Annotated in this window: 14 protein-coding genes and 4 pseudogenes; 11 read left to right on the plus strand and 7 right to left on the minus strand. The window is 66.2% G+C overall.

The window, feature by feature from the left end:
* The first annotated feature begins 153 nt into the window (after positions 1-153).
* The 5 genes and pseudogenes from MMB17_RS11345 (at position 154) to MMB17_RS11365 (ending at position 3966) form a co-directional block, all read left to right on the plus strand.
* Positions 154-552, plus strand: a complete 399-nt coding sequence (locus MMB17_RS11345; RefSeq protein ID WP_241101984.1) for a response regulator — start codon at positions 154-156, stop codon at positions 550-552.
* A gap of 180 nt (positions 553-732) precedes the next feature.
* A pseudogene (locus MMB17_RS11350) lies at positions 733-1532 on the plus strand (integrase core domain-containing protein).
* Between the two features lie 416 nt (positions 1533-1948).
* Entirely contained in the window at positions 1949-2158 is a 210-nt protein-coding gene (locus tag MMB17_RS11355) for a hypothetical protein (RefSeq protein ID WP_241101985.1), read from the plus strand.
* A gap of 72 nt (positions 2159-2230) precedes the next feature.
* A complete protein-coding gene (locus MMB17_RS11360; RefSeq protein WP_241101986.1) occupies positions 2231-2638 on the plus strand; it encodes a LexA family protein in 408 nt (135 codons plus the stop codon).
* Positions 2635-3966 (plus strand): annotated as a pseudogene (locus MMB17_RS11365) (Y-family DNA polymerase). Before MMB17_RS11360 ends, MMB17_RS11365 begins: the two are co-directional and overlap by 4 nt.
* Here MMB17_RS11365 and MMB17_RS11370 read toward each other — a convergent pair.
* Positions 3924-4159, minus strand: a pseudogene (locus tag MMB17_RS11370) (hypothetical protein); the annotation flags it as partial. The pseudogenes MMB17_RS11365 and MMB17_RS11370 overlap by 43 nt on opposite strands.
* 120 nt (positions 4160-4279) lie before the next feature.
* Between MMB17_RS11370 and MMB17_RS11375 the strand changes: the two are divergent.
* On the plus strand, positions 4280-4756 hold the full coding sequence (locus MMB17_RS11375) for a phosphate-starvation-inducible PsiE family protein (protein ID WP_238311764.1): 477 nt from the start codon (positions 4280-4282) through the stop codon (positions 4754-4756).
* 37 nt (positions 4757-4793) lie between these two features.
* Here the strand turns inward: MMB17_RS11375 and MMB17_RS11380 are convergent, their stop codons facing one another.
* On the minus strand, positions 4794-5165 hold the full coding sequence (locus tag MMB17_RS11380) for a hypothetical protein (RefSeq protein WP_373325009.1): 372 nt from the start codon (positions 5163-5165) through the stop codon (positions 4794-4796).
* Between the two features lie 389 nt (positions 5166-5554).
* On the opposite strand from MMB17_RS11380, the gene MMB17_RS11385 reads away from it, so the two are divergent.
* From MMB17_RS11385 to MMB17_RS11405, 5 genes are all read left to right on the plus strand, one after another.
* Positions 5555-6037 (plus strand): Hsp20 family protein, encoded by a 483-nt coding sequence (locus tag MMB17_RS11385; protein WP_241101987.1) that lies wholly within the window; start codon positions 5555-5557, stop codon positions 6035-6037.
* 93 nt (positions 6038-6130) lie between these two features.
* Positions 6131-6655, plus strand: coding sequence for an Hsp20/alpha crystallin family protein (locus MMB17_RS11390; RefSeq protein WP_238311713.1), 525 nt, complete (start codon positions 6131-6133; stop codon positions 6653-6655).
* 117 nt (positions 6656-6772) lie between these two features.
* On the plus strand, positions 6773-7171 hold the full coding sequence (locus tag MMB17_RS11395) for a hypothetical protein (protein ID WP_420847363.1): 399 nt from the start codon (positions 6773-6775) through the stop codon (positions 7169-7171).
* A gap of 16 nt (positions 7172-7187) precedes the next feature.
* On the plus strand, positions 7188-7532 hold the full coding sequence (locus MMB17_RS11400) for a hypothetical protein (protein WP_241101988.1): 345 nt from the start codon (positions 7188-7190) through the stop codon (positions 7530-7532).
* Between the two features lie 31 nt (positions 7533-7563).
* A complete protein-coding gene (locus MMB17_RS11405) occupies positions 7564-8316 on the plus strand; it encodes an NADH dehydrogenase ubiquinone Fe-S protein 4 (protein WP_241101989.1) in 753 nt (250 codons plus the stop codon).
* A 1038-nt stretch (positions 8317-9354) separates the two neighbouring features.
* Here MMB17_RS11405 and MMB17_RS11410 read toward each other — a convergent pair.
* The 5 genes and pseudogenes from MMB17_RS11410 to MMB17_RS11430 form a co-directional block, all read right to left on the minus strand.
* Positions 9355-10023, minus strand: coding sequence for a hypothetical protein (locus MMB17_RS11410; RefSeq protein ID WP_241101990.1), 669 nt, complete (start codon positions 10021-10023; stop codon positions 9355-9357).
* A 123-nt stretch (positions 10024-10146) separates the two neighbouring features.
* Positions 10147-10889 (minus strand): annotated as a pseudogene (locus MMB17_RS11415) (IS1 family transposase); the annotation flags it as partial.
* On the minus strand, positions 10873-12306 hold the full coding sequence (locus tag MMB17_RS11420) for a carbohydrate porin (RefSeq protein ID WP_241101991.1): 1434 nt from the start codon (positions 12304-12306) through the stop codon (positions 10873-10875). The gene MMB17_RS11420 and the pseudogene MMB17_RS11415, both read right to left, overlap by 17 nt.
* A gap of 14 nt (positions 12307-12320) precedes the next feature.
* Entirely contained in the window at positions 12321-13691 is a 1371-nt protein-coding gene (locus tag MMB17_RS11425) for a basic amino acid/polyamine antiporter (protein WP_420847376.1), read from the minus strand.
* A gap of 128 nt (positions 13692-13819) precedes the next feature.
* Complete coding sequence (locus MMB17_RS11430) at positions 13820-17827, minus strand: Pls/PosA family non-ribosomal peptide synthetase (RefSeq protein ID WP_241101993.1); 4008 nt, start codon at positions 17825-17827, stop codon at positions 13820-13822.
* Positions 17828-17996: the final 169 nt, after the last annotated feature.

Raw genomic sequence — 17996 nt, forward strand, 5'->3', positions numbered from 1 at the left:
TGGTTGCTATGATCGCTATTAGCAAAATTACGATGCAGCTCCGGATCATGCTGCATAACGATAATATCAGTTCTATTTAACATCACGCGGAATGCATCGTGCGTCCCAACTTTTACTTCTATAAGCGCCACTACAATTCACCTGGGATCCTTCATGACTGAGTACTCAAAATCTGAGAACCAACGTTTGCGCCCGCTTGTTCTCGTCGTTGACGCCGAACTCCTTGTCGCGGAACTTTCTTGTGAAGCTCTCATCGATGTTGGTATAGATGCTATACCGTTCAACAGTACGCACAGAGCAATCGATTTTCTCGTTTCAGGAAATGATGCTGATATTGTTGTGATCGACGTCGCGATGCATGTCGGCACTTTGTCGGGATGGAACTTAGTGAATCGGTTGTCGCTCACCTGGCCACATATCAAGCAACTTATTGTCACAAGCTCAGGTATTCCTTCAAATCAGAAGCAGATCGAGAGCGGGTTCTTCCTCGTTAAGCCATACCAACTATCGGAGCTTGCCCGTATGGTGAAAATCTTGCTCTATTCATCATAGCGATAGGCCTCTTGGTTCCCATCGTTTTGTTCGCTTCATAACCAATAACGTCTTGCAAACAAATTCTAATTTGAGAATTTATCCTGTAACTTGACGATTACAAAATAGGAATAGTGATCCGCTCCCACTGAAGCGGTCCGCCCTGATGTATGGCTTTCGAGCCAGGATGAGGACAGCCAGATGGGAACGACGCAGCATAAGCCGGAGGATGTGGTCGCCAAGCTGCGGCAGGTTGATGTGTTGGTCTCGCAAGGCCAGAGCGTCGGGGATGCGATCCGCACGATCGGCGTGACGGAGGTCACCGACTACCGCTGGCAAGGAGTACGGTGGTCTGAAGAGCGACCAGGTACGGCGCATGAAGGACCTGGAGACCGAGAACCAGCGGCTCCCGAAGGCGATCGCGGATCTCACCCTCGATAAGCTGATCCTGCAGGAGGGCGCCCGGGGAAACTGACCAGCCCCGCGCACTGGCGCGCCTGCATCGCGCATGTCATGGACGTCTTGGACGTCTCCGAGCGCCGCGCCTGCCGGGCGCTCGGCCACGCAAGCTGAAGGGAGCTGACGTGATCGATGGGCTCTCAGACCTGTTCATCCTGCGCGGACTGCCGACGCATGTTCGTTCGGACAACGGGCCCGAGTTCACCGCCAACTCGGTGCTGGCCTGGATTGCGGTCGTTGGCGCGAAGACCGCCTATATCGCGCCGGGCTCACCGTGGGAGAACGGCTTCGTCGAAAGCTTCAATGCGCGGCTGCGGGATGAACTGTTGAACGGCGAGCTCTTCTACACATTGAAGCAGGCGCAGATCATCATCGAAAGCTGGCGTCGACACGACAACACGATCCGCCCACATGGCGCGCTCGGCTAAAAGCCGCCAGCGCCGGAGGTGTTCGTCCCAGCCATGACCGCTTGGCCGGCCGCACTCACCCAGCAGGCTCCGTCGACCAAGCTACCCGTGGAGCAGAGGCCGACCCTGCACTAACTTTGAGCTCTGACCATCTGGTGGGGGTAGGTCACTTAAAGCCGTGCACTTCGAGCCGCTGCGCTAAGCCGTTGATTTACCTGTGGCGCTTGTGACAAGATATCGGATTTAGCGAATCTTAGTTTGCCAATCGATGTTTGCCAATCGATCAGTTTAGATCCAGCAGTTTGCCGCATCGAAGCGATATCAGCCGTCCGTTCCTTTATATGTAGCCGGGAGCCGCGAGATGTAACCGGCTAGATCTTAGCCTGATCTGTGCCGTTAACGCCCCAGCGTCATCCTGCCCCGTCAAGCCCCGTTGGCTGATTCCTCCCCGCTTTCCCCCGATCTTCGACGGGCGCCGGATCGTGCCTTGACCGGATGCGACCGATGGTTTTGTTCTTTTTTCGTTCTCAATTTCCGGGACGGAGGCAGCCATGGCGACCGCGTCGCAGATCCAGACCGTTGCTGCCATGAGCGAGGCCCAGGTGACGGCTGTCGCCTACTTGGAGGCCGCGGAGGGGGATGCAGAGCGGGCGCTCGCCTTCGCCATCGAGGATCTGCTGCGGGTCGAGCAGGACCTCGCCGAGATGCGCAGGGCCGTCTCGCATGGCTACGTCCGCGCGGGCCGGCCGGAGCAGGGGTGACAGCGCGTGGCAGGCTCATGGGCTGCGGGAATCAGACATGTCGACGAGTTGCCGTCGGCGGGTGATGGTACGGTGCGCGTGCCCCTCGTCGGGCCCGCGCTATGCGCGGGCTTTCCGAGCCCGGCCGACGACTTCCTCGAAGGCGCCCTGGAACTGCCGCGCTGGCTCGTGCCGAACCCGCCGGCCACCTTTCTGATGCAGATCCGCGGCGACAGCATGCGCGGGGCCGGCATCCACGATCGGGACCTCGCCTGCGTCGACCGCAGCCTGACCGCCGCCCATGACAGCGTCGTCGTGGCCGTGGTCGAGGGCCAGCTCTCCTGCAAGCGCTACCTCGTCGAGCGCGGCCGCCCGCGGCTTGCCTTCGACAACGACGCCATGCCGGTCTTCGCCCTGGACGAGGACGGCTTCGCCGAGATCTGGGGCGTGGGCCGCTTCACGATCCGCTGGCACATCGCCCGGGCCGGGCTCGGCCGGTGAGCGCCTCCGAAGCGCGCCTGCGCGACCGGATCGGCGGCGGCCGGGCCATCGCCCTGATCGACGGCAACAGCTTCTATTGCTCCTGCGAGCGCGTATTCGACCCGCGGCTTTCGGCCGTGCCGGTGATCGTGCTCAGCAACAACGATGGATGCGCCATCGCCCGCACGGCCGAGGCCAAGGCGCTCGGTATCAAGATGGGCGCGCCGTTCTTCATGATCCGCCAGCTCTGCCAGACGCAAGGCGTGCGGGTCTTCTCCTCGAACTACACCCTCTACGGGGACATGAGCGCGCGGCTGAACGCGATCTATCGCGACGCGACGCCCGACGTGGAGGTCTACTCGATCGACGAGAGTTTCCTCGACCTGACCGGCTTCACCCGGCGCGACCGCATCACGCTCGCCCTCGATGTCCGAGCGACGGTCCGGGCCTGGACCGGCATCCCGACCTGCATCGGCATCGGCCCGACCAAGACGCTCGCCAAGCTCGCCAACCACATCGCCAAGAGCGTCCCGGAACTCGGCGGCGTCTGCGACCTGACCGATCCCGCAGCCTACGACATTGGCTGCCGCGCATCCATGTCGGCACGCTATGGGGAATCGACCGGGCCTCGCTCGCCAAGCTCGAGGCGCTCGGCATCGATAGCGTGGCGGACCTGCGCGACATCGACCCGCGCCCTGTGCGCAAGGCCCTCACGGTGGTGGGCGAACGCATGATCTTCGAGCTGCGCGGCGTCTCCTGCATCGGGCTCGACCTGGTGCCGGCCCGGCGCAAGGGCTGCGCGGTGACCCGCTCCTTTGCCGGCCGCGTGACCGAGCAGGCCATGTTGGAGCAGGCTGTGGCAGCCCATGCCACCCGACTCGGCGAGAAGCTGCGGCGCGAAGGGCTGGCGACCAACCACGTCACGGTCTTCTACCATACGAGCGAGCATGACCGCGGCGAGCCGCAGTGCTCGGTTCAGACCGTCATCGGGCTGCCGGAGGCGACGAACGACAGCCTCGTGCTCATCAAGGCCGCGCAGCTCGGCGTGGCCCGCACCTGGCAGCCGCAAGGCATGCAGCCCTGGCGCTACGCGAAGGCCGGGGTGCTGACGATGGATCTCGTGCCGCTGGAGACAGCACCGCGGGCCCTGATCGGCCGGCTCGATCGCGAGCGTTCCGGCCCGCTGATGGCGGCGCTGGACGCCTGCAACGCACGCTGGGGCCGCGGCACCGTCGTGCCGGCCCGGGCCCGGGCTGGAGCGCGCTCGCACAGACTGGTCGACGAAGTTCGAGATGCGTTCGTCGCGCTACACAACGCAGGTCTCGGCGTTGCTGACCGCCTGGGCGTGAGGTGCGGCTTCAATGGTCCAAAGGCGGTCGTAGCGTGTGCGACACGGCGCCAGTTCTTGAGGTGACCGAACAGGCGCTCGATCCGATTGCGCTACCGGTAGGCGATCCGGCGCTTGGCCGGAACGACGGCCTGCCGCAGAGGTCGCGCCATGCTAATATCGGCCACGTTGCCCGGGGTCAGGGCGAACGCAAGCAGCCAGGAAAGGAAGAGGCTTGGAAAGTGGAACGTCCGACGCCTGATGATGCCGGTGAACCGCGGCCGAGCCCTGGCAAATTCCCGTTCGGGAAACACTTTTCTGCGGCGGCCGACACATTGCGGGACACGCGCAAGGCGTGGCCAGGCCTGAGCCTCTACGAGCGCTTCGAGGAGGTCGTCGTCGTGATCCTGACCGGCCTCATCGGGTTGGTCATCGTTGCGGCCGTGATCAACCTCTGCTTCCGCGTCGTGCGGCTGATCATCTTCGGCCTGCTCGATCCAGCCGAGCACAGCGTGTTCCAGGCCGTGTTCGGTATGATCTTCACGGTGCTGATCGCCTTAGAGTTCAATCACTCGATCCTGAGCGTGTTGCACCGTCAGGAGAGCATCATCCAGCTGCGCACCGTCATCCTGATCGCCCTGCTGGCACTTGCCCGCAAGTTCATCATCCTGGATGCGAGCAAGACCGAGCCCCTCACCATTATCGGTCTAGCGGCCGCCATCCTTGCCCTCGGGGCCGTGCACTGGCTCGTGCGTGACCAAGATCGCAAGGACACGCAAGCGGGCCCTGGCGCGGCGCCACCGCGAGGTTGAGGCGCCGGCCTCGGATTGGAGGCCGGCGCATAGCATCCTAATCGTAAGGGTCGAAGGCCGGCCCGTAGCCATAGCCGACCGGCCGAAGTCCGAAGCGGCGCGGACCGTAGAAGCCGTCGCGCTCCACGACGACCTCGCGGACCACGGGACGAGGCTGGTATACGACCGGCCGCTCCTCGACGATCTCTCGTACGATCCGGCGGGGACGAACCACCGGGCGCTCCACCACGACCTCGCGCACCACCTCGCGCGGCGGTGCCACGACCCGGCGCTCCACGATGGTGCGGCGGGTCACCACGGTCTCGGGCGCATCGTAGGCATCGTAGCCGTACCCGCCTGCCTGGGCGGCGCTGCTGCCGAGCAGCCCGCCGGTTCCGAATGCGGCCACCAGGGCCGCCACTGCAATCATCCTCATGCTCTTGTTCACCCTCTCACACGAACATGGCCGCACGGAGCGGCTGCCCTGGAAACGTCGATGGGCAGTGTTTGGATGAGTCCGCGATGGTCGCGGGGCTCGGATTGAGGTCGGGCGGCAGCAGGCCAAGGCGGTGGTCGCCGAACGTCGCGGAGCTTATCGCGCCGCCGGCATGATCGTGGGTGCTCTGTCCTCAATATTCCAGCACCCACCGCTCCCGACCATTCGTCCGAAGCAGACGAAAAAATTATCGCAGCCTTTGGAACCAGCATGCACCTGGCCCGTTACGCGCGTGCGAGGCCCGATATGGCTCGCACCATGGGCGCCGGCCACGCGGTGTCCGGTGTCCCTTGTAGTCACGTTGCTCATCGGAGGATGTGGTTATGAGGACCTACGACGTTGCGCCCCTATTCCGTTCCTCGGTCGGATTCGACCGGCTCTTCGATCTTCTCACGCAGGCCGAACGCGCTGAAGCCTCGGCGGCCTGGCCGCCTTACAACATCGAGAAGGTGGCCGAGGACGCCTATCGCATCACGATGGCGGTGGCCGGCTTCACGCCTGACGAGATCGAACTCACCCAGCATGACACCGCACTCCTCGTCTCCGGCCAGAGAAAGGGCCAGGAGGGCGAGCGCCAGTACCTGCATCGCGGCATCGCCGCCCGTACGTTCCGCCAGACCTTCAATCTGGCCGAGCACGTGAAGGTCACGGGTGCTTCGCTAGAGAACGGTCTGCTGACTATCGATCTCAAGCGTGAGGTGCCGGAGGCCCTGAAGCCCCGCCGCATCGCCATCGGCGGCACGCAGGCCCCCGTCGGGCAGGACAACGCGCCGGCTCAGATCGAGGGCGAGGCCAAGGCCGCCTGAACCCCGGCTTATGAACGACACCCCTCTCGCGCGGGTCCACCGACCCGCAGGGGAGGCCTCATGCATTCAACCATGCTGATGGAGACGAGAGCCATGAGTGTGAGAGATCTGATCCCCTGGGGCCGCAGCACGAACGCCCCCGTGCCGAACCGGATGCGGGACGAGCCCGTGAGCCCCTTCTTGACGCTTCACCGCGAGATGAACCGCCTGTTCGACGACGTGTTCAGCGGCTTTGGTGGCGGAGCCCTCTCGCCGGCGATGCGCGGCCTTGGCTGGCCGAGTGTCGAGATGGTCGAGACCGATCAGGGCTTGCGCGTCTCGGCCGAGCTGCCGGGCTTGGAGGAGAAGGATGTCGAGCTCACGATTGACGATGGCGTCCTGACGCTGCGGGGCGAGAAGCGGGCGGAGACGACTGACAAGGAGCGCGGCTACACGGAGCGCTCCTACGGCCGCTTCGAGCGCAGCCTTGTCCTCCCGTTCGCGGTCGAGGAGGACAAGGCCGAGGCCTCGTTCAAGAACGGCGTGCTCAACGTGACCCTGCCCCGCTCGACCAAGGCGCCGGAGCGCGGCCGCCGCATCCCGATCAATGGCGACACGCCGCAGACGACGACGCACTGATCGGGAGCCTCCCTCGAACAGGGAGTGAGAGGAACGACTGAACGCATGACATGGCGGCCGGCGCGGACCTGCAGGTCGCGCCGGCGGCTCAACCTTTGCTCAACCGAGGAGGGTCCCATGCAGCCGCTTGAGACAACCATCGAGCGCCTCGGCCCCGTGGCCTCCGCCACGCTCAGAGCGTCGGCCGTAGATCCGTTCGAGGCCTTCGTTGCGCCCGGAGACGTGTTCCGGCACCCGCGCGAGGTTCTGGCCTATCCCAGGCTCTCGACTGCCGAGAAGCGGGCGATCCTGGCCTCATGGGCGTCTGACGCCCGAGCGGTCGAGTCTTGCCCGACTTTGCGCTGCCTGCCGGGTTGCCGGGCGGAGCCGGTGCCGCTCCACGAAGTCCTAGCTGCGCTGCAGGCGCTCGACGGGGAGGTATTGACACGATCGGCGGACGAGGCGACCCGGCGGCGTCTCCCGCTCGCGCGCCGCTCGCCCCCCGCGGGGGCAGCCTCGCAACCCCGTCCGAACTGACGGCAGGAGGTGCGGGATGGCGATTCTCCACCTGAAGGGCGGATCTTGGCGCTTGCCCAGGTTGCGGTGGCCGCCACAAGCCGAGCCGCGGCTCGGTGCAAACCGGATGGTGATCACGGACTGCCTCATGTCCACCGCCCTGTGCGTTGGCGCGGCAGCATTCCTGCCGGCCGCAATCGCCCCCTGGGCCCTGGCCACGCTGCTCAACCTCGCCGGCTTCGTCTGGCTCGGCGTCGCACTCACGACGGCTGGACCGCCCTTCGGACGCGGGCATTTGACCGCCTGGGACGGCGCGCTGCTCTCGTTTGCCGCGAGCTTCTGCGTGCAGGCCGCCGCGCGCCTCGGGGTCTTGGGCACCTGACTTCATCGACGCATCGAAGCTGGAGGCAACCATGCAGGAGCATGTGATTGGCATCGGACATAACAATCCGCCCGTATCGGCGGTCGCGCCGCCCTGGCTTGCCGGTCGGCGAGCTGTCATCCGGCGTCACGGGCGGCCCGTCGGGATGGCGGGCCGGGCGCACGCGGACAAGTGGGTTCTCACCTTCGAGCGCAACACGCCACCCGAGATCGACGAATTGATGGGTTGGACGGGCGGCGGCGATACGCTGGCGACCGAGGTTCGACTCACCTTCGGGACCAGGGCGGAGGCTGTCGCATATGCGGAGCGCCAGGGGCTCGACTACAGCATTGAGCCGGAACCCGCACGGCCGGCCTCGGTGACTCTGGTTCCGCCTTGGCTGTGGAACAGACGTCCTGCCCCGCCCCTGGGCAAGCCGCTCGGCGTTGCACGGCGCCAGAAGGCTGCGGCGTGTCATGCGCCTCGGGAGTATGGCCGGCCGCAGCTGCCTGACCTGGAGCGGGCTCTCGTGAACCCGGCCGCCGTCTTCGCCGAGCCGTTGGATGTGCTGAATCACCCGCGACTGATGACCGGCTGCAAGCGAGAGATCCTGCACCGCTGGGCGTGGGACGAGTACCTCAAGGAGGTGGCGGCAGACGAGGGGATGTCGGAGGGCGAGCCATCCCGCCTCGACGCGGTCAAGGCGGCGCTCTTGGGCCTCGGAGAAACGTGGCGGCCCAAACCTTTCGCGCCGGCCGCATCCGCACCGCCTCTGCCCGAGGAGGCGGAACTCGCCGCCGCCTGAATCGAGGCGCAGGGAACTCCGTGAGTAAGTAGAGCGGCAGGCGCTGTCCGGGCCTGCGCCGCGGGTTGGATCGTTCGTTGACGACCTTTGCTTCCATGAAGGAGGGTCTGGATGGGAGGAGACCGGAAGGAACAGGGAACTCCGTTTCACCTCGTCACCGGCGCCATGGGCTTGCGCTTGCCGCGATGCCATGGCTGTTCGATGACGCCGGTGGTCCACTGGCAACTTGGAGCGCCGTGTTTGCAGGCGCCCTGGTGATACGTCTCGGGCTCTTGGCCGCCCTCATTTTCTGCGAGCGGAAGGTGTGAGCTCAGACTGTGGTCAAAGCCTGACTTTTAGCCGCGCCTTGGCTTCAGCACTGGGACCATCAGCTGCGGTTGACCTGCGTCCATGTCATCTTCGGCGCCGCCGTCGTCGTTGCCGTCGCGGCTGCTGGGATCCGAAATGGTAAAATCGGCCGGACAACCCTTCTTGGCAGCCGGGCTCAGGGTAGCGCGCCGCTCGCATCCTAAAGCATAGACCTCCGCATGATTATGAGCCACGACATGGTGGTGCCATGGCGGCCGCCTACAGGTCCGCCTCTTCCTACAGAACGGACATCTGGGCCGGCAGGATCGAAGGTCCGGAAGGGGTCGGAGGCGGCGGTAGTGTCTCAGTTTGAATTTTTAAGCGCCCTCAGGGCGAACGATGGCGACTGGCGCCCACGTGTGGAGCGAGTGCAAGAACTCCTCGCCTCCCTCTTTGTCGGTAAGCTTCACCTTGAGATGGAACTTGGTCCCAACTGGATAATCTCTTTTTAGTGCATGAGAGCATCGAACGCGAAGATGGGTCGGGTATCCGCTATCGACGGTCGGCCTGATGTGAACCTTGCCGTGGAGGCCAGAAGTCTTTTCCGCTATGTAGCTTTCAACCCAAACCAAGTTGTAGGGCTCAGTCGGCTTCCCCATCTTGGCTCTCCCGCTTTTTGTTCGGCCCACGTTCACCCGGCGCGGGGGCCGCCGCCTCAACAGGTGCGGCGCCCTTCGGACCATAGATCAATCAGGGGCGAGCATTCCACGTTTCCATGAATGAGCACGACGCTTCGGCAAACGCATGCGTGCCTGGGCACATCGCGGCTACAGCCCGCTGAAGGTCGCGGTGGCGCTGCTCTAACGGCAAGCTAAAAATCGGCTCATGATGAGCTACCCGGTTTCGAAGGGTCAAAAGCTCGTCACAAATCGTCCATGCGGATCGCGGGTCCAGCGCTCGATCATGCGGGAAAATGCGCGTGAGGTTATGACGCCACGCATAAGGGACTTCGTAGCTCTTTGAGAGCTGGGAGACCCAAAAGCCTGCCGATAAATCGGCAACAATCGCGGGCAGAGGCGCGGGCTTGATCCCGCGCGTTCTTTCCTGACGATCAACGGCATCTTGCAGGCGGCTCTGATCCATGCGGGTCAATTGCCTTTTGGCCCTTCGCTCATCATAGGGCCAGTTGCAATTATACTTCCAGCATAGGAACTCATTCACGCGGTTTCGGAAGCAAATCTCCCACGCCTGCAAATAGGTGTAAAGTGACTGTGAGAGCTTCGCATTCCAATGATAGATGGATATAGCTCTGAGATCATCGCCCTTGGCGGCTTCGATATACCTAGAGAATCTAGGAGAGCTTAGAGATGTCGTTAACGACTGCTTAAGCGCTGGATTTTTGGCGAAAATCTCTTGCATGGCCCGGAAGGGTGCCCTATGTTGGCGGGGTGAGCCTTGGGAAACGGTCACTGCGCTTCGACGCACACCCCCCTTGGACGGGACTACGGCAAGGGCGGGCTCGAAAGGGTCCGCCCTTCGCTGTTAGGCGGCTGTTTTCTTCTTATATGGCCCACGTTTCCCGGCAACTGGCGCAGCCGCCTCTATCAGCGCGGCCACGTCTTCCATGCTCCACAGTCGATCCGACACGCTTGCCGCCATGGCCGGGCTCATCCGATGCTTCTTGTGCAGCTTCACGAAGTTGTACCAGACGGTATAGAGCGCGACCATATGGGCGTGGTTCTCGAACTTTTTCGAGAAGGCGTTCGTGAGCCGGGTGAAAGGACGCATCTGCATCCGCATCGTGAGGTTCTGGCGTTCGGCAAAGGACGTGCTGATGTGCTTCCGGTTGGGCCCGCCCTGGACCCGCACCTTGACGCGCCGATGCAGTCTGAGGGGCTGTAGCGGCCCTTATGGGCGTCCGGCACGTCGCCGCAGATTTTCACGAGTTGCGCGTAGTCCACATCCGCGCCGAACACCTCTTCCACCGCATTGAGGTAGGCCCGGTGCCCATCCGACGTGAGTTGGATGCGGTTGGCGACGCGCTCTTTCAGGTCGCCGATGAAGGCGTTCGCGTACTCGGCATCCCGGCCGCCGATCAGGTACGAGATGATGAGCTTCGTGTCGGCCTCAATCGCCATCCACGTCCACACGTCGCCCGCGCCGTCCGGGGCTTTCTTCGCGTCCGCGACGTTCGCCTGCTTCGCGTAGCAGAACGACCAAATCTCATCGACCTGCACGCGCTTGGCCTGCACGCCCCGCACCGTGTCGTCATGGAAGGCCGAGCATCGTCCCGATGGGAACGACGAGGGAAGCGCCGAGATAGACGCCGTCCCGTGCCCGGCGGGCGGTGTAGGGCTCGTAGAACGAGTTCGCGTTGACGACGTATTGAAGCACGGGTTCGACGGCGACGCCCTGGCCCAGCTCGAAATGGGCGTTGGCCTCGATCACGAACTTGTTGCGGGGGTAGGGTTGCCCCGTGCCGTCCGCGAAGAAGTTGGTGTCCCCCAGGAAGATCGCGTAGCTGTCGTTCAGGCGCTGCCAGTTGAACTTGAGGCCGTAGGTGTCCTCGGGCCGGCTGCGGTCGGGGCCCGCGAGCAGCAGGCCGACGAAGCCGTTGAAGCGCACCGGGATCGTCGCGTCGAAGGCGTAGCCGGCGCTCGCGTAGAGGGTGAGAGCCTTGGGATGGAGGTCTCCCGCCTCCCGGCCCCCGTCGGCACGCCAGATCGTCCGGCTCGCCGTCAGGACGAGGCCGGAGGTGCCGGATTTCTGCGGCGTCGGCGTGCCGGGCCAGAAATTCTTCATGAAGCCCGCGACCGTCCGGACACTGTCGTCGTGGTCGGCGGTGTTCACGAAGCCGGTCAGGGAGAACCGCCGGGGATAAGGATCGACGGCGTAATCCGTCTTCAGCCCGATCTCGGTCATGACGACGGCGCCCGCGATCCACTCGGAGCCCCATTCGTATCCGTTGAGCCAGTTGGTGTTGGGGTTCACGCTGAAGGCGCCGGCCTGGACATAGGTGCTCGGCGAGAGCTGATAGGCGGCGTTGCCGCCCCAGACCCCGTAGAGGCTCGAGGTCCAGCCCGCATTGAGCACGAGCAGATCCTGGTAGCAGGAATTGACCGTCCCGCAGGGGGGCAGCGCATAGTAGCGGTCGGGATGTGTCCGTCCGATCTCCAGGACCAGCCGGTCGTCGAGGAGGCGCTGCTGGTAGGTCAGCAAGGAGAGGCGGCTCGCATTCGGATTGTAGGGTGCCAGGAAGCCCGACGTGCTGTCGCCGATGGCGTTGGCTATGTTGAGGTTGCGCACGAACCCGAAGAAGCTCTGTGTGAAGTTGAGCGTGCCCCCCTCGATTCCGGCGAGCCGCTGCAGGTCCGCGCTCATGCTCAGCACGAGATAGGCGGCATTGGCCTGCTGGCCCGGGCGCAGGCCGAGGGTGGGGTTGGCGGAATAGAAGTCGTAGGCGTTGACGTCGAAGCTCAGGCCGTGGGCGGCGAGGTCCGTGGCCCAGGCCGAGAGCGGGCCGGTGCGGACAGGATCCTCCCCGCGCGGGGCGATCCGGGGATTCGTCTCCGGCTGGGTGGTGTCGAGGAGGTCGGCGATCGGGGCGGCGCTCTGCGCCCAGGCCGGCGTGCCGCCGAGGAGGCAGGCGAGCAGGGCGAGCGGAGACCAGGCCTGTGCGAGACGAGGTATGTGCGGGATCATCGGGGCCGCCGGCGTCAGAGACGGATGGCGCCGTTGCACAGGCCTATGACGGCCGTGAGAAGCGCCGCGCCGAGGAGGAGAGCCAGACACCGTTCCGCGGCCGTGAAGGGCGTCGCGCTCTGCTCGCGCCGGGCTCGCAGGAAGAGGAGCGTCCCCGGCGCGTAGATGAGGGTCGAGAGGAGCCAGTATTTCGGGCCGGCGGCGTAGAGCATACCGGCGGCGTAGCCGGTGGCGAGCGCCGCCGCAATCAGATCGGCCCGGCGGGCCGCCGCGCCTGTGCCCGCGTAGCCCTCGCCCGTGCGGGCGAGCTTCACGGCGTAGGCCCCGACCAGCAGGTAGGGCAGCAGGCTCATGGCGCTGGTGAGCTCGATCGCGAGGCGCAGGGCGGATTCCGCCGCGAGCGTCGCCAGGAGGACCGCGAAGACCGCGCCGTTAGTGAGCCAGAGGGCGGCGGCAGGCGCGCCGGCGGCGTTCTGGCGGCCGAGGAAGGCCGGCATGATCCCGCCCGCGGCCGAGGCAGAGAGAACCTCCGCGGCCAGCAGCGACCAGGACAGGTAGGCGCCGAGCACCGAGATCAGCACGCCCAGGCTGACGAAGATGGCGCCCTGCCGCCCGATCACGGCCTCCAGCACCCCCGCCATGGACGGATTGCGCAGGGCGGCGAGCTCCGCCCGCGGCAGGATCCCGTAGGACAGGATGGTGACGAGCATGAACAGGGCGAGCACGCTCGCGAAGCCGAGGAGCGTGGCCTGTCCCACGTCCTCCCGGCGCCGCGCGTAGCGCGAATACACGCTCGCCCCCTCGATGCCGAGGAAGACGAAGACCACGATCAGCAGTGTGCCGCGAACCTGTCCGAACAGGTCGCCGGCAGAGAGCGCGGGAGCACCGATCAGATTCGCGGCGAAGACCTCGGGCCGAAACGCGACCGCCACCACGGCGAGGAACACCACGATCGGGACGATCTTGGCCACCGTGACGATCGTGTTGAGGGCGGTCGCCTCCTTCACGCCCCGCAGCAGCAGGGCATGCACGCCCCAGAGGATCAGGCTGGCCACGGCGACGGCGGCGGGGGTGTCGCCCTCGCCCAAAGCCGGAACGAAGGCGCCGAGGGTCGATTGCGACAGCACCAGGAAGGTGACGAGGCCGAGGAAGGCGCTCGCCCAGTAGCCGAGCGCCGAGAGGAAGCCGAGATAGGGGCCGAACCCGGCCCGGGCGTAGGCCACGATGCCCGCATCCAGGTCGGGCTTGCGCTCGGCCAGGGTCTGGAAGACACGGGCCAGCATCAGCATGCCGAGGCCGGCGATGCCCCAGGCGATCAGCCCGCCGACCACGCCCGTGGAGCGCCCGAAGGCCTGGGGCAGGGAGAAGATCCCGCCGCCGACCATCGAGCCGACGACGAGGGTGGTGAGGGAGAGGCGCGACAGCGTCCGCGGCCCCGCGGCGGGGTTGCCCTTGGAGGTGGCGGCCTGCGCCTCGTTTCCGCCGGGCAGGATCGCCGCCGGGGCGAGGGCGGTCACGCCGCCGCCTGCATCGGCCGCGCCGGGGCGCCGGCCCATTGGGTGTTGGCCGGAATCGCCTCGCCCTTCATTACGATGGTGAGCGGTCCGAGCCGGGCGTGGCCGCCGACGCGGGTGTCGTAGAGCACCGTGGTCAGGGCGCCGACGCTGACGCCTCGCCCGATCTCGATCGGGCCGATCTTCATCACCCGGTCCTCGAACAGGTGGGTCTGCAGGTTGGCCGTGGCGTTGATGGCGGCATGGTCGCCGATCCGCACGCAGTCGAACTCGGTGATGTCGGTGCTGTCGAGGAACACGCCGTGGCCGATCTTTACGCCGAACAGGCGCAGGGCCGGGGGCAGCAGGACCGTGCCGCGGAGGCTGTCGAGCAGGATGGCGCCGGCCGTGCCCCAGTAGAGCGTGGTCATGGCCTCGGTGCGCAGGGCCCACCACGACCACAGGCCGTGATTGCCGGGCCGGTACACGCCCATCATGATCCATTTCAGCACGAGCACCACGCCGGCCAGGATCAGCGCGCAGGCCGTGCAGGTTGCCACGAAGATCGCCAGGAACATGCCCCAGCTCTGGTGCTCCAGGGCCGGGAACAGCACGTATTCCGCGGCGTAGGTGCCGAGGGTGATGAACATCATCGTCGGCATCGAGGCGCTGAACAGCTCGAACACGGCCCGCAGCAGCCGGCGCCTGGCGGAGGGCCGGAAGGTCATCGCAGTCTGCGCATCGTCGAAGCGCTGGCGCACAGGCAGGCGGAGGGGCGGGCTGCCGAACCAGGTCTCGCCCGGTTCGATGGCGCTTCCGGCCGGAGGCTTCGACTTGATGCCGATCAGGCAGTCGTCGGGAATGTCCGTGCCCGGCGGCAGCACCGCGTCGTTGCCGATGAAGACCCGGGAGCCGGTGCGCACCTTGCGGATCGTCATCCAGCCGCGTCGGATGTCCTCGTCGCCCACCACGACCTCGTCGGCCACGAAGCAATGGTCGCCGATCTCGATCGTGTCGTAGCGGCCGGCGAAGTTGGTGGCGACCTCGGTGTCCCGCCCGATCCGGGCGCCCATCAGCCGGTACCAATGGCGCATGTAGACCGTGGAGAAGAGCGAGCTCAGCGTGTCGAGCATCACGTCGCTGGCCAGGCCCACCGTCCATTTGCGCAGGTAGAAGCCGGAATGGATCGAGTGGGTGCCCTCTCCTGCGCGGGGCAGAACGATCCAGCGGATGGCGGTGACGAGCATCGCCGTTCCGAAGACGAGGAGCATCGCGGTCGGCCAGGTTAGGACCGGCAGGTACCAGTGGTAGTCGAGCCCTACGAGCGCTTGGAGCACGGTGTCGTAGCGGTCGAACAGGTAGAAGGCCGGGAAGACCGGGAGCAGCGCCATGGCCGGCATGAACAGGACCATCAGCGCGAAGAACGCGGTCCGGGCGGCCTGCATCGCCCGTGTGGGCTCAGGCGCCGGCGCGGGCCATGTGGCGGGGTCCACCGCGCCGACCCGGCGGCCGGGGGAGCCATCCCAATGCTCGAAGGCGCCGACGCGGGTGCCCGGCAGGATGGCGGTGAGGTCGCCGAGCTCCGCGCCTTCCTCGATGATCACCCCGTGGCCGATGGCGCAGGAGGTGCCGATATAGGCGGCGGACTGGATCTCCACCGGGCCGATGACCAGCTCGTTGCCGACGACCTCGGCATTGGCGACGCTGAGCTTGGCGCCGAGGGTCACGTCGTCGCCGATGGTGAGGAGGTCGATCGCCCCGGCATTGAGGCCGCTGACGATGCTGCGGCGACCGACGCGGGCGCCGAGCGCCCGCATGGTCGCGGCGGCGAGCGGCATGCCCTGCATCAGCGAGAGATGGGTCAGGCCGACGAACTGCTTGGCGAGCCACCAGCGAAAGAAATAGACGCCCCAGAGCGGGTAGCGGCCGGGCTTGGCCCGCCAGAGCACGGCGCGCTTGCCGAGGATGCCGGCTACGGTGACGGCGAAGGTCACGAGGGCATAGGTGCCCAGAAGCATCAGCACTTCGTGGAAGCGGATGACCTCGTCGGTCGTGATCAGCTCGTAGACCACGAAGATCGTCAGCCACGGCCCCGTGCGTCCGAGCAGCAGCAGCGGCAGGCAGGCGGCTTGGGCGAGGCCGCACAGGAGGCGCCGCATGCGCGGCGGCGGCTTGAAGGAGAGGTCGACCGGGCTGGCCTCCGGCGCGTCGGAGATCCGCGTGTCGAGGGCGGCGGCCATGGCCCGCAGGCTGCGCTGGCCGTAGACATCCTCCAGGGTCAGGCTCGCGAGGCGCGAGGTCTCGCGCACGGCGGCGAGGAAGCGCGCGGCCAGCAGCGAATGGCCGCCGAGATCGTTGAAGAAATCTGCCTCGAAGGCCAGGACCTGCCCCGGGAAGAGTGGCTGGGCCGCCGCGAGCAGGGCGGCCTCGGTGGCGGTCTGCGGCGCCTCCTGAACCTCGGCTTCGTCCGCGGCCTGGAGGGCCATCGCCTTCAGGGCCTTGCGGTCGGCCTTGCCGGAGGTCATCCGCGGCAGGACGGCTATTTCTTCGAAATGGGCCGGCACCATGTAGGGCGGTAGCTGCGCCTTGAGCGCTGCCCGCAGGACCGCGCGGTCGAGGGAACGGCCCGCCTCCGGCACCACGAAGGCGACGAGCCGGTCGATGCCGTTGTCCGGGCGCACCACCACCGCCGCCTGGGCGATGCCCGGGGTAGTGGAGAGCCGGGCCTCGATCTCGCCGAGCTCGATGCGGAAGCCGCGCAGCTTGACTTGATCGTCGATGCGGCCGTGGAACAGGATCTTTCCGCCCGGATCGACGCTCACGGCGTCGCCGGAGCGATACAGCACCGGGTCAGCCCCCTCCGGGTCGAAGGGGTTGGCGATGAATTTCTCGGCCGTCAGATCCGGCCGCCCGAGATAGCCGCCGGCCAGGCCCGGGCCGCCGATCAGGAGCTCGCCTTCCTCGCCCGGGCCGGCCAGAATTCCCTGCTCGGTGACGATGTAGCAGGTGTAGTTCGGGATCGGCCCGCCGATCGTCACCGGGGCGTCCGGGGTGACGATATCGACGGTGGCGACCACGGTCGCCTCGGTCGGGCCGTAGCTGTTGAACACGGTGCGGCCGGGCCGGCACCAGCGCTGCCGCACGGCGGGCGGGCAGGCCTCGCCGCCCAGGATGATGATGCGCAGCGAGGGCACGTCCTCCGGCATCATCGCCAGCAGCGTCGGGACCGTGTCGAGGACGGTGATCCCGGCCGCCCGCATCACGCCGGGCAGCGCGTCGACCTCGCCGAGGATCGCGGGCGAGGCCACCCACAGGGTGGCGCCGACGAGATAGGGGACGAAGATCTCTTCGAGGGAGAGATCGAAGGCGACCGACGCGCCTTGGAAGCATACGTCGTCCCCGGTCATGCCGTAGACTTGGTTCGCCGCGCGCAGGTAGTGGCAGATATTGGCGTGGCTGATGACGATGCCTTTGGGCTTGCCCGTCGAGCCCGAGGTGTAGATCGCGTAGGCCGGGTGAGCGTTGGTGAGGCCGAGCGCCCGCAGGTCGATCGGTGCGCCCGCGCCGCCCTCGTCTATCAGGGCCGCGAAGGGGAGGGGCGTCGCCGCCGGCGCCCGTTCGAGCTTCGCCGCGGTCACGGAGTCGACGATCAGGAGATCGGCCGCGCAATCCGTGAGGCACTCGCCGATCCTATCCGGCGGCGCGTCGGCGTCGAAGGGGATGTAGGCGGCGCCGCTCTTGAGGATGCCGAGCAGGGCGACATGCAGGTCGAGGGAGCGGGTCATCCACAGGCCCACGAACCGGCCCGGCCCGGCGCCCCTTGCCCGCAGGGCCCGCGCGACCTGGTCCGCCCGGGCCTCCAGCTCCGCGTAGGTGATCCGGGTCCCGCCGAACACGATGGCGATGTGCTCCGGGCGTGCCCGCGCCGAATCCGAGACGATCTCCGGCAGCAACTCGTCACGCAGGAGCGACGGATCCTTCCGGCCCCGGAGAATGCTCCGGCAGGCGAGATCGGGACGCATGTTCATGGAAGGCGGTTCTCGACGCGTGCAGTTCGTCGGAATTTCGCCGGAGATCCTTTAGGAAATGCGAGCGAATACGCTCAAGGCTCCGGCGGAGCGGCGTCGATCCGAGACCTTCTCTGGATTGGTAAACGAGTCGCCAATACGGGCGGCATGCTTATCTGTTTCTGATCTT

It is taken from the genome of Methylobacterium organophilum, from assembly GCF_022533465.1.
GTDB lineage: Bacteria > Pseudomonadota > Alphaproteobacteria > Rhizobiales > Beijerinckiaceae > Methylobacterium > Methylobacterium organophilum.

Bases quoted from the DNA above. Each gene is read 5' to 3' on its own strand.
- MMB17_RS11345 (WP_241101984.1), top strand. From the start codon at position 154: ATGACTGAGTACTCAAAATCTGAGAACCAACGTTTGCGCCCGCTTGTT.
- MMB17_RS11355 (WP_241101985.1), top strand. From the start codon at position 1,949: ATGGCGACCGCGTCGCAGATCCAGACCGTTGCTGCCATGAGCGAGGCC.
- MMB17_RS11380 (WP_373325009.1), bottom strand. From the start codon at position 5,165: ATGATTGCAGTGGCGGCCCTGGTGGCCGCATTCGGAACCGGCGGGCTG.
- MMB17_RS11385 (WP_241101987.1), top strand. From the start codon at position 5,555: ATGAGGACCTACGACGTTGCGCCCCTATTCCGTTCCTCGGTCGGATTC.
- MMB17_RS11390 (WP_238311713.1), top strand. From the start codon at position 6,131: ATGAGTGTGAGAGATCTGATCCCCTGGGGCCGCAGCACGAACGCCCCC.
- MMB17_RS11395 (WP_420847363.1), top strand. From the start codon at position 6,773: ATGCAGCCGCTTGAGACAACCATCGAGCGCCTCGGCCCCGTGGCCTCC.
- MMB17_RS11400 (WP_241101988.1), top strand. From the start codon at position 7,188: ATGGCGATTCTCCACCTGAAGGGCGGATCTTGGCGCTTGCCCAGGTTG.
- MMB17_RS11405 (WP_241101989.1), top strand. From the start codon at position 7,564: ATGCAGGAGCATGTGATTGGCATCGGACATAACAATCCGCCCGTATCG.
- MMB17_RS11410 (WP_241101990.1), bottom strand. From the start codon at position 10,023: ATGCAAGAGATTTTCGCCAAAAATCCAGCGCTTAAGCAGTCGTTAACG.
- MMB17_RS11420 (WP_241101991.1), bottom strand. From the start codon at position 12,306: ATGATCCCGCACATACCTCGTCTCGCACAGGCCTGGTCTCCGCTCGCC.
- MMB17_RS11425 (WP_420847376.1), bottom strand. From the start codon at position 13,691: ATGGTCGGCGGCGGGATCTTCTCCCTGCCCCAGGCCTTCGGGCGCTCC.
- MMB17_RS11430 (WP_241101993.1), bottom strand. From the start codon at position 17,827: ATGAACATGCGTCCCGATCTCGCCTGCCGGAGCATTCTCCGGGGCCGG.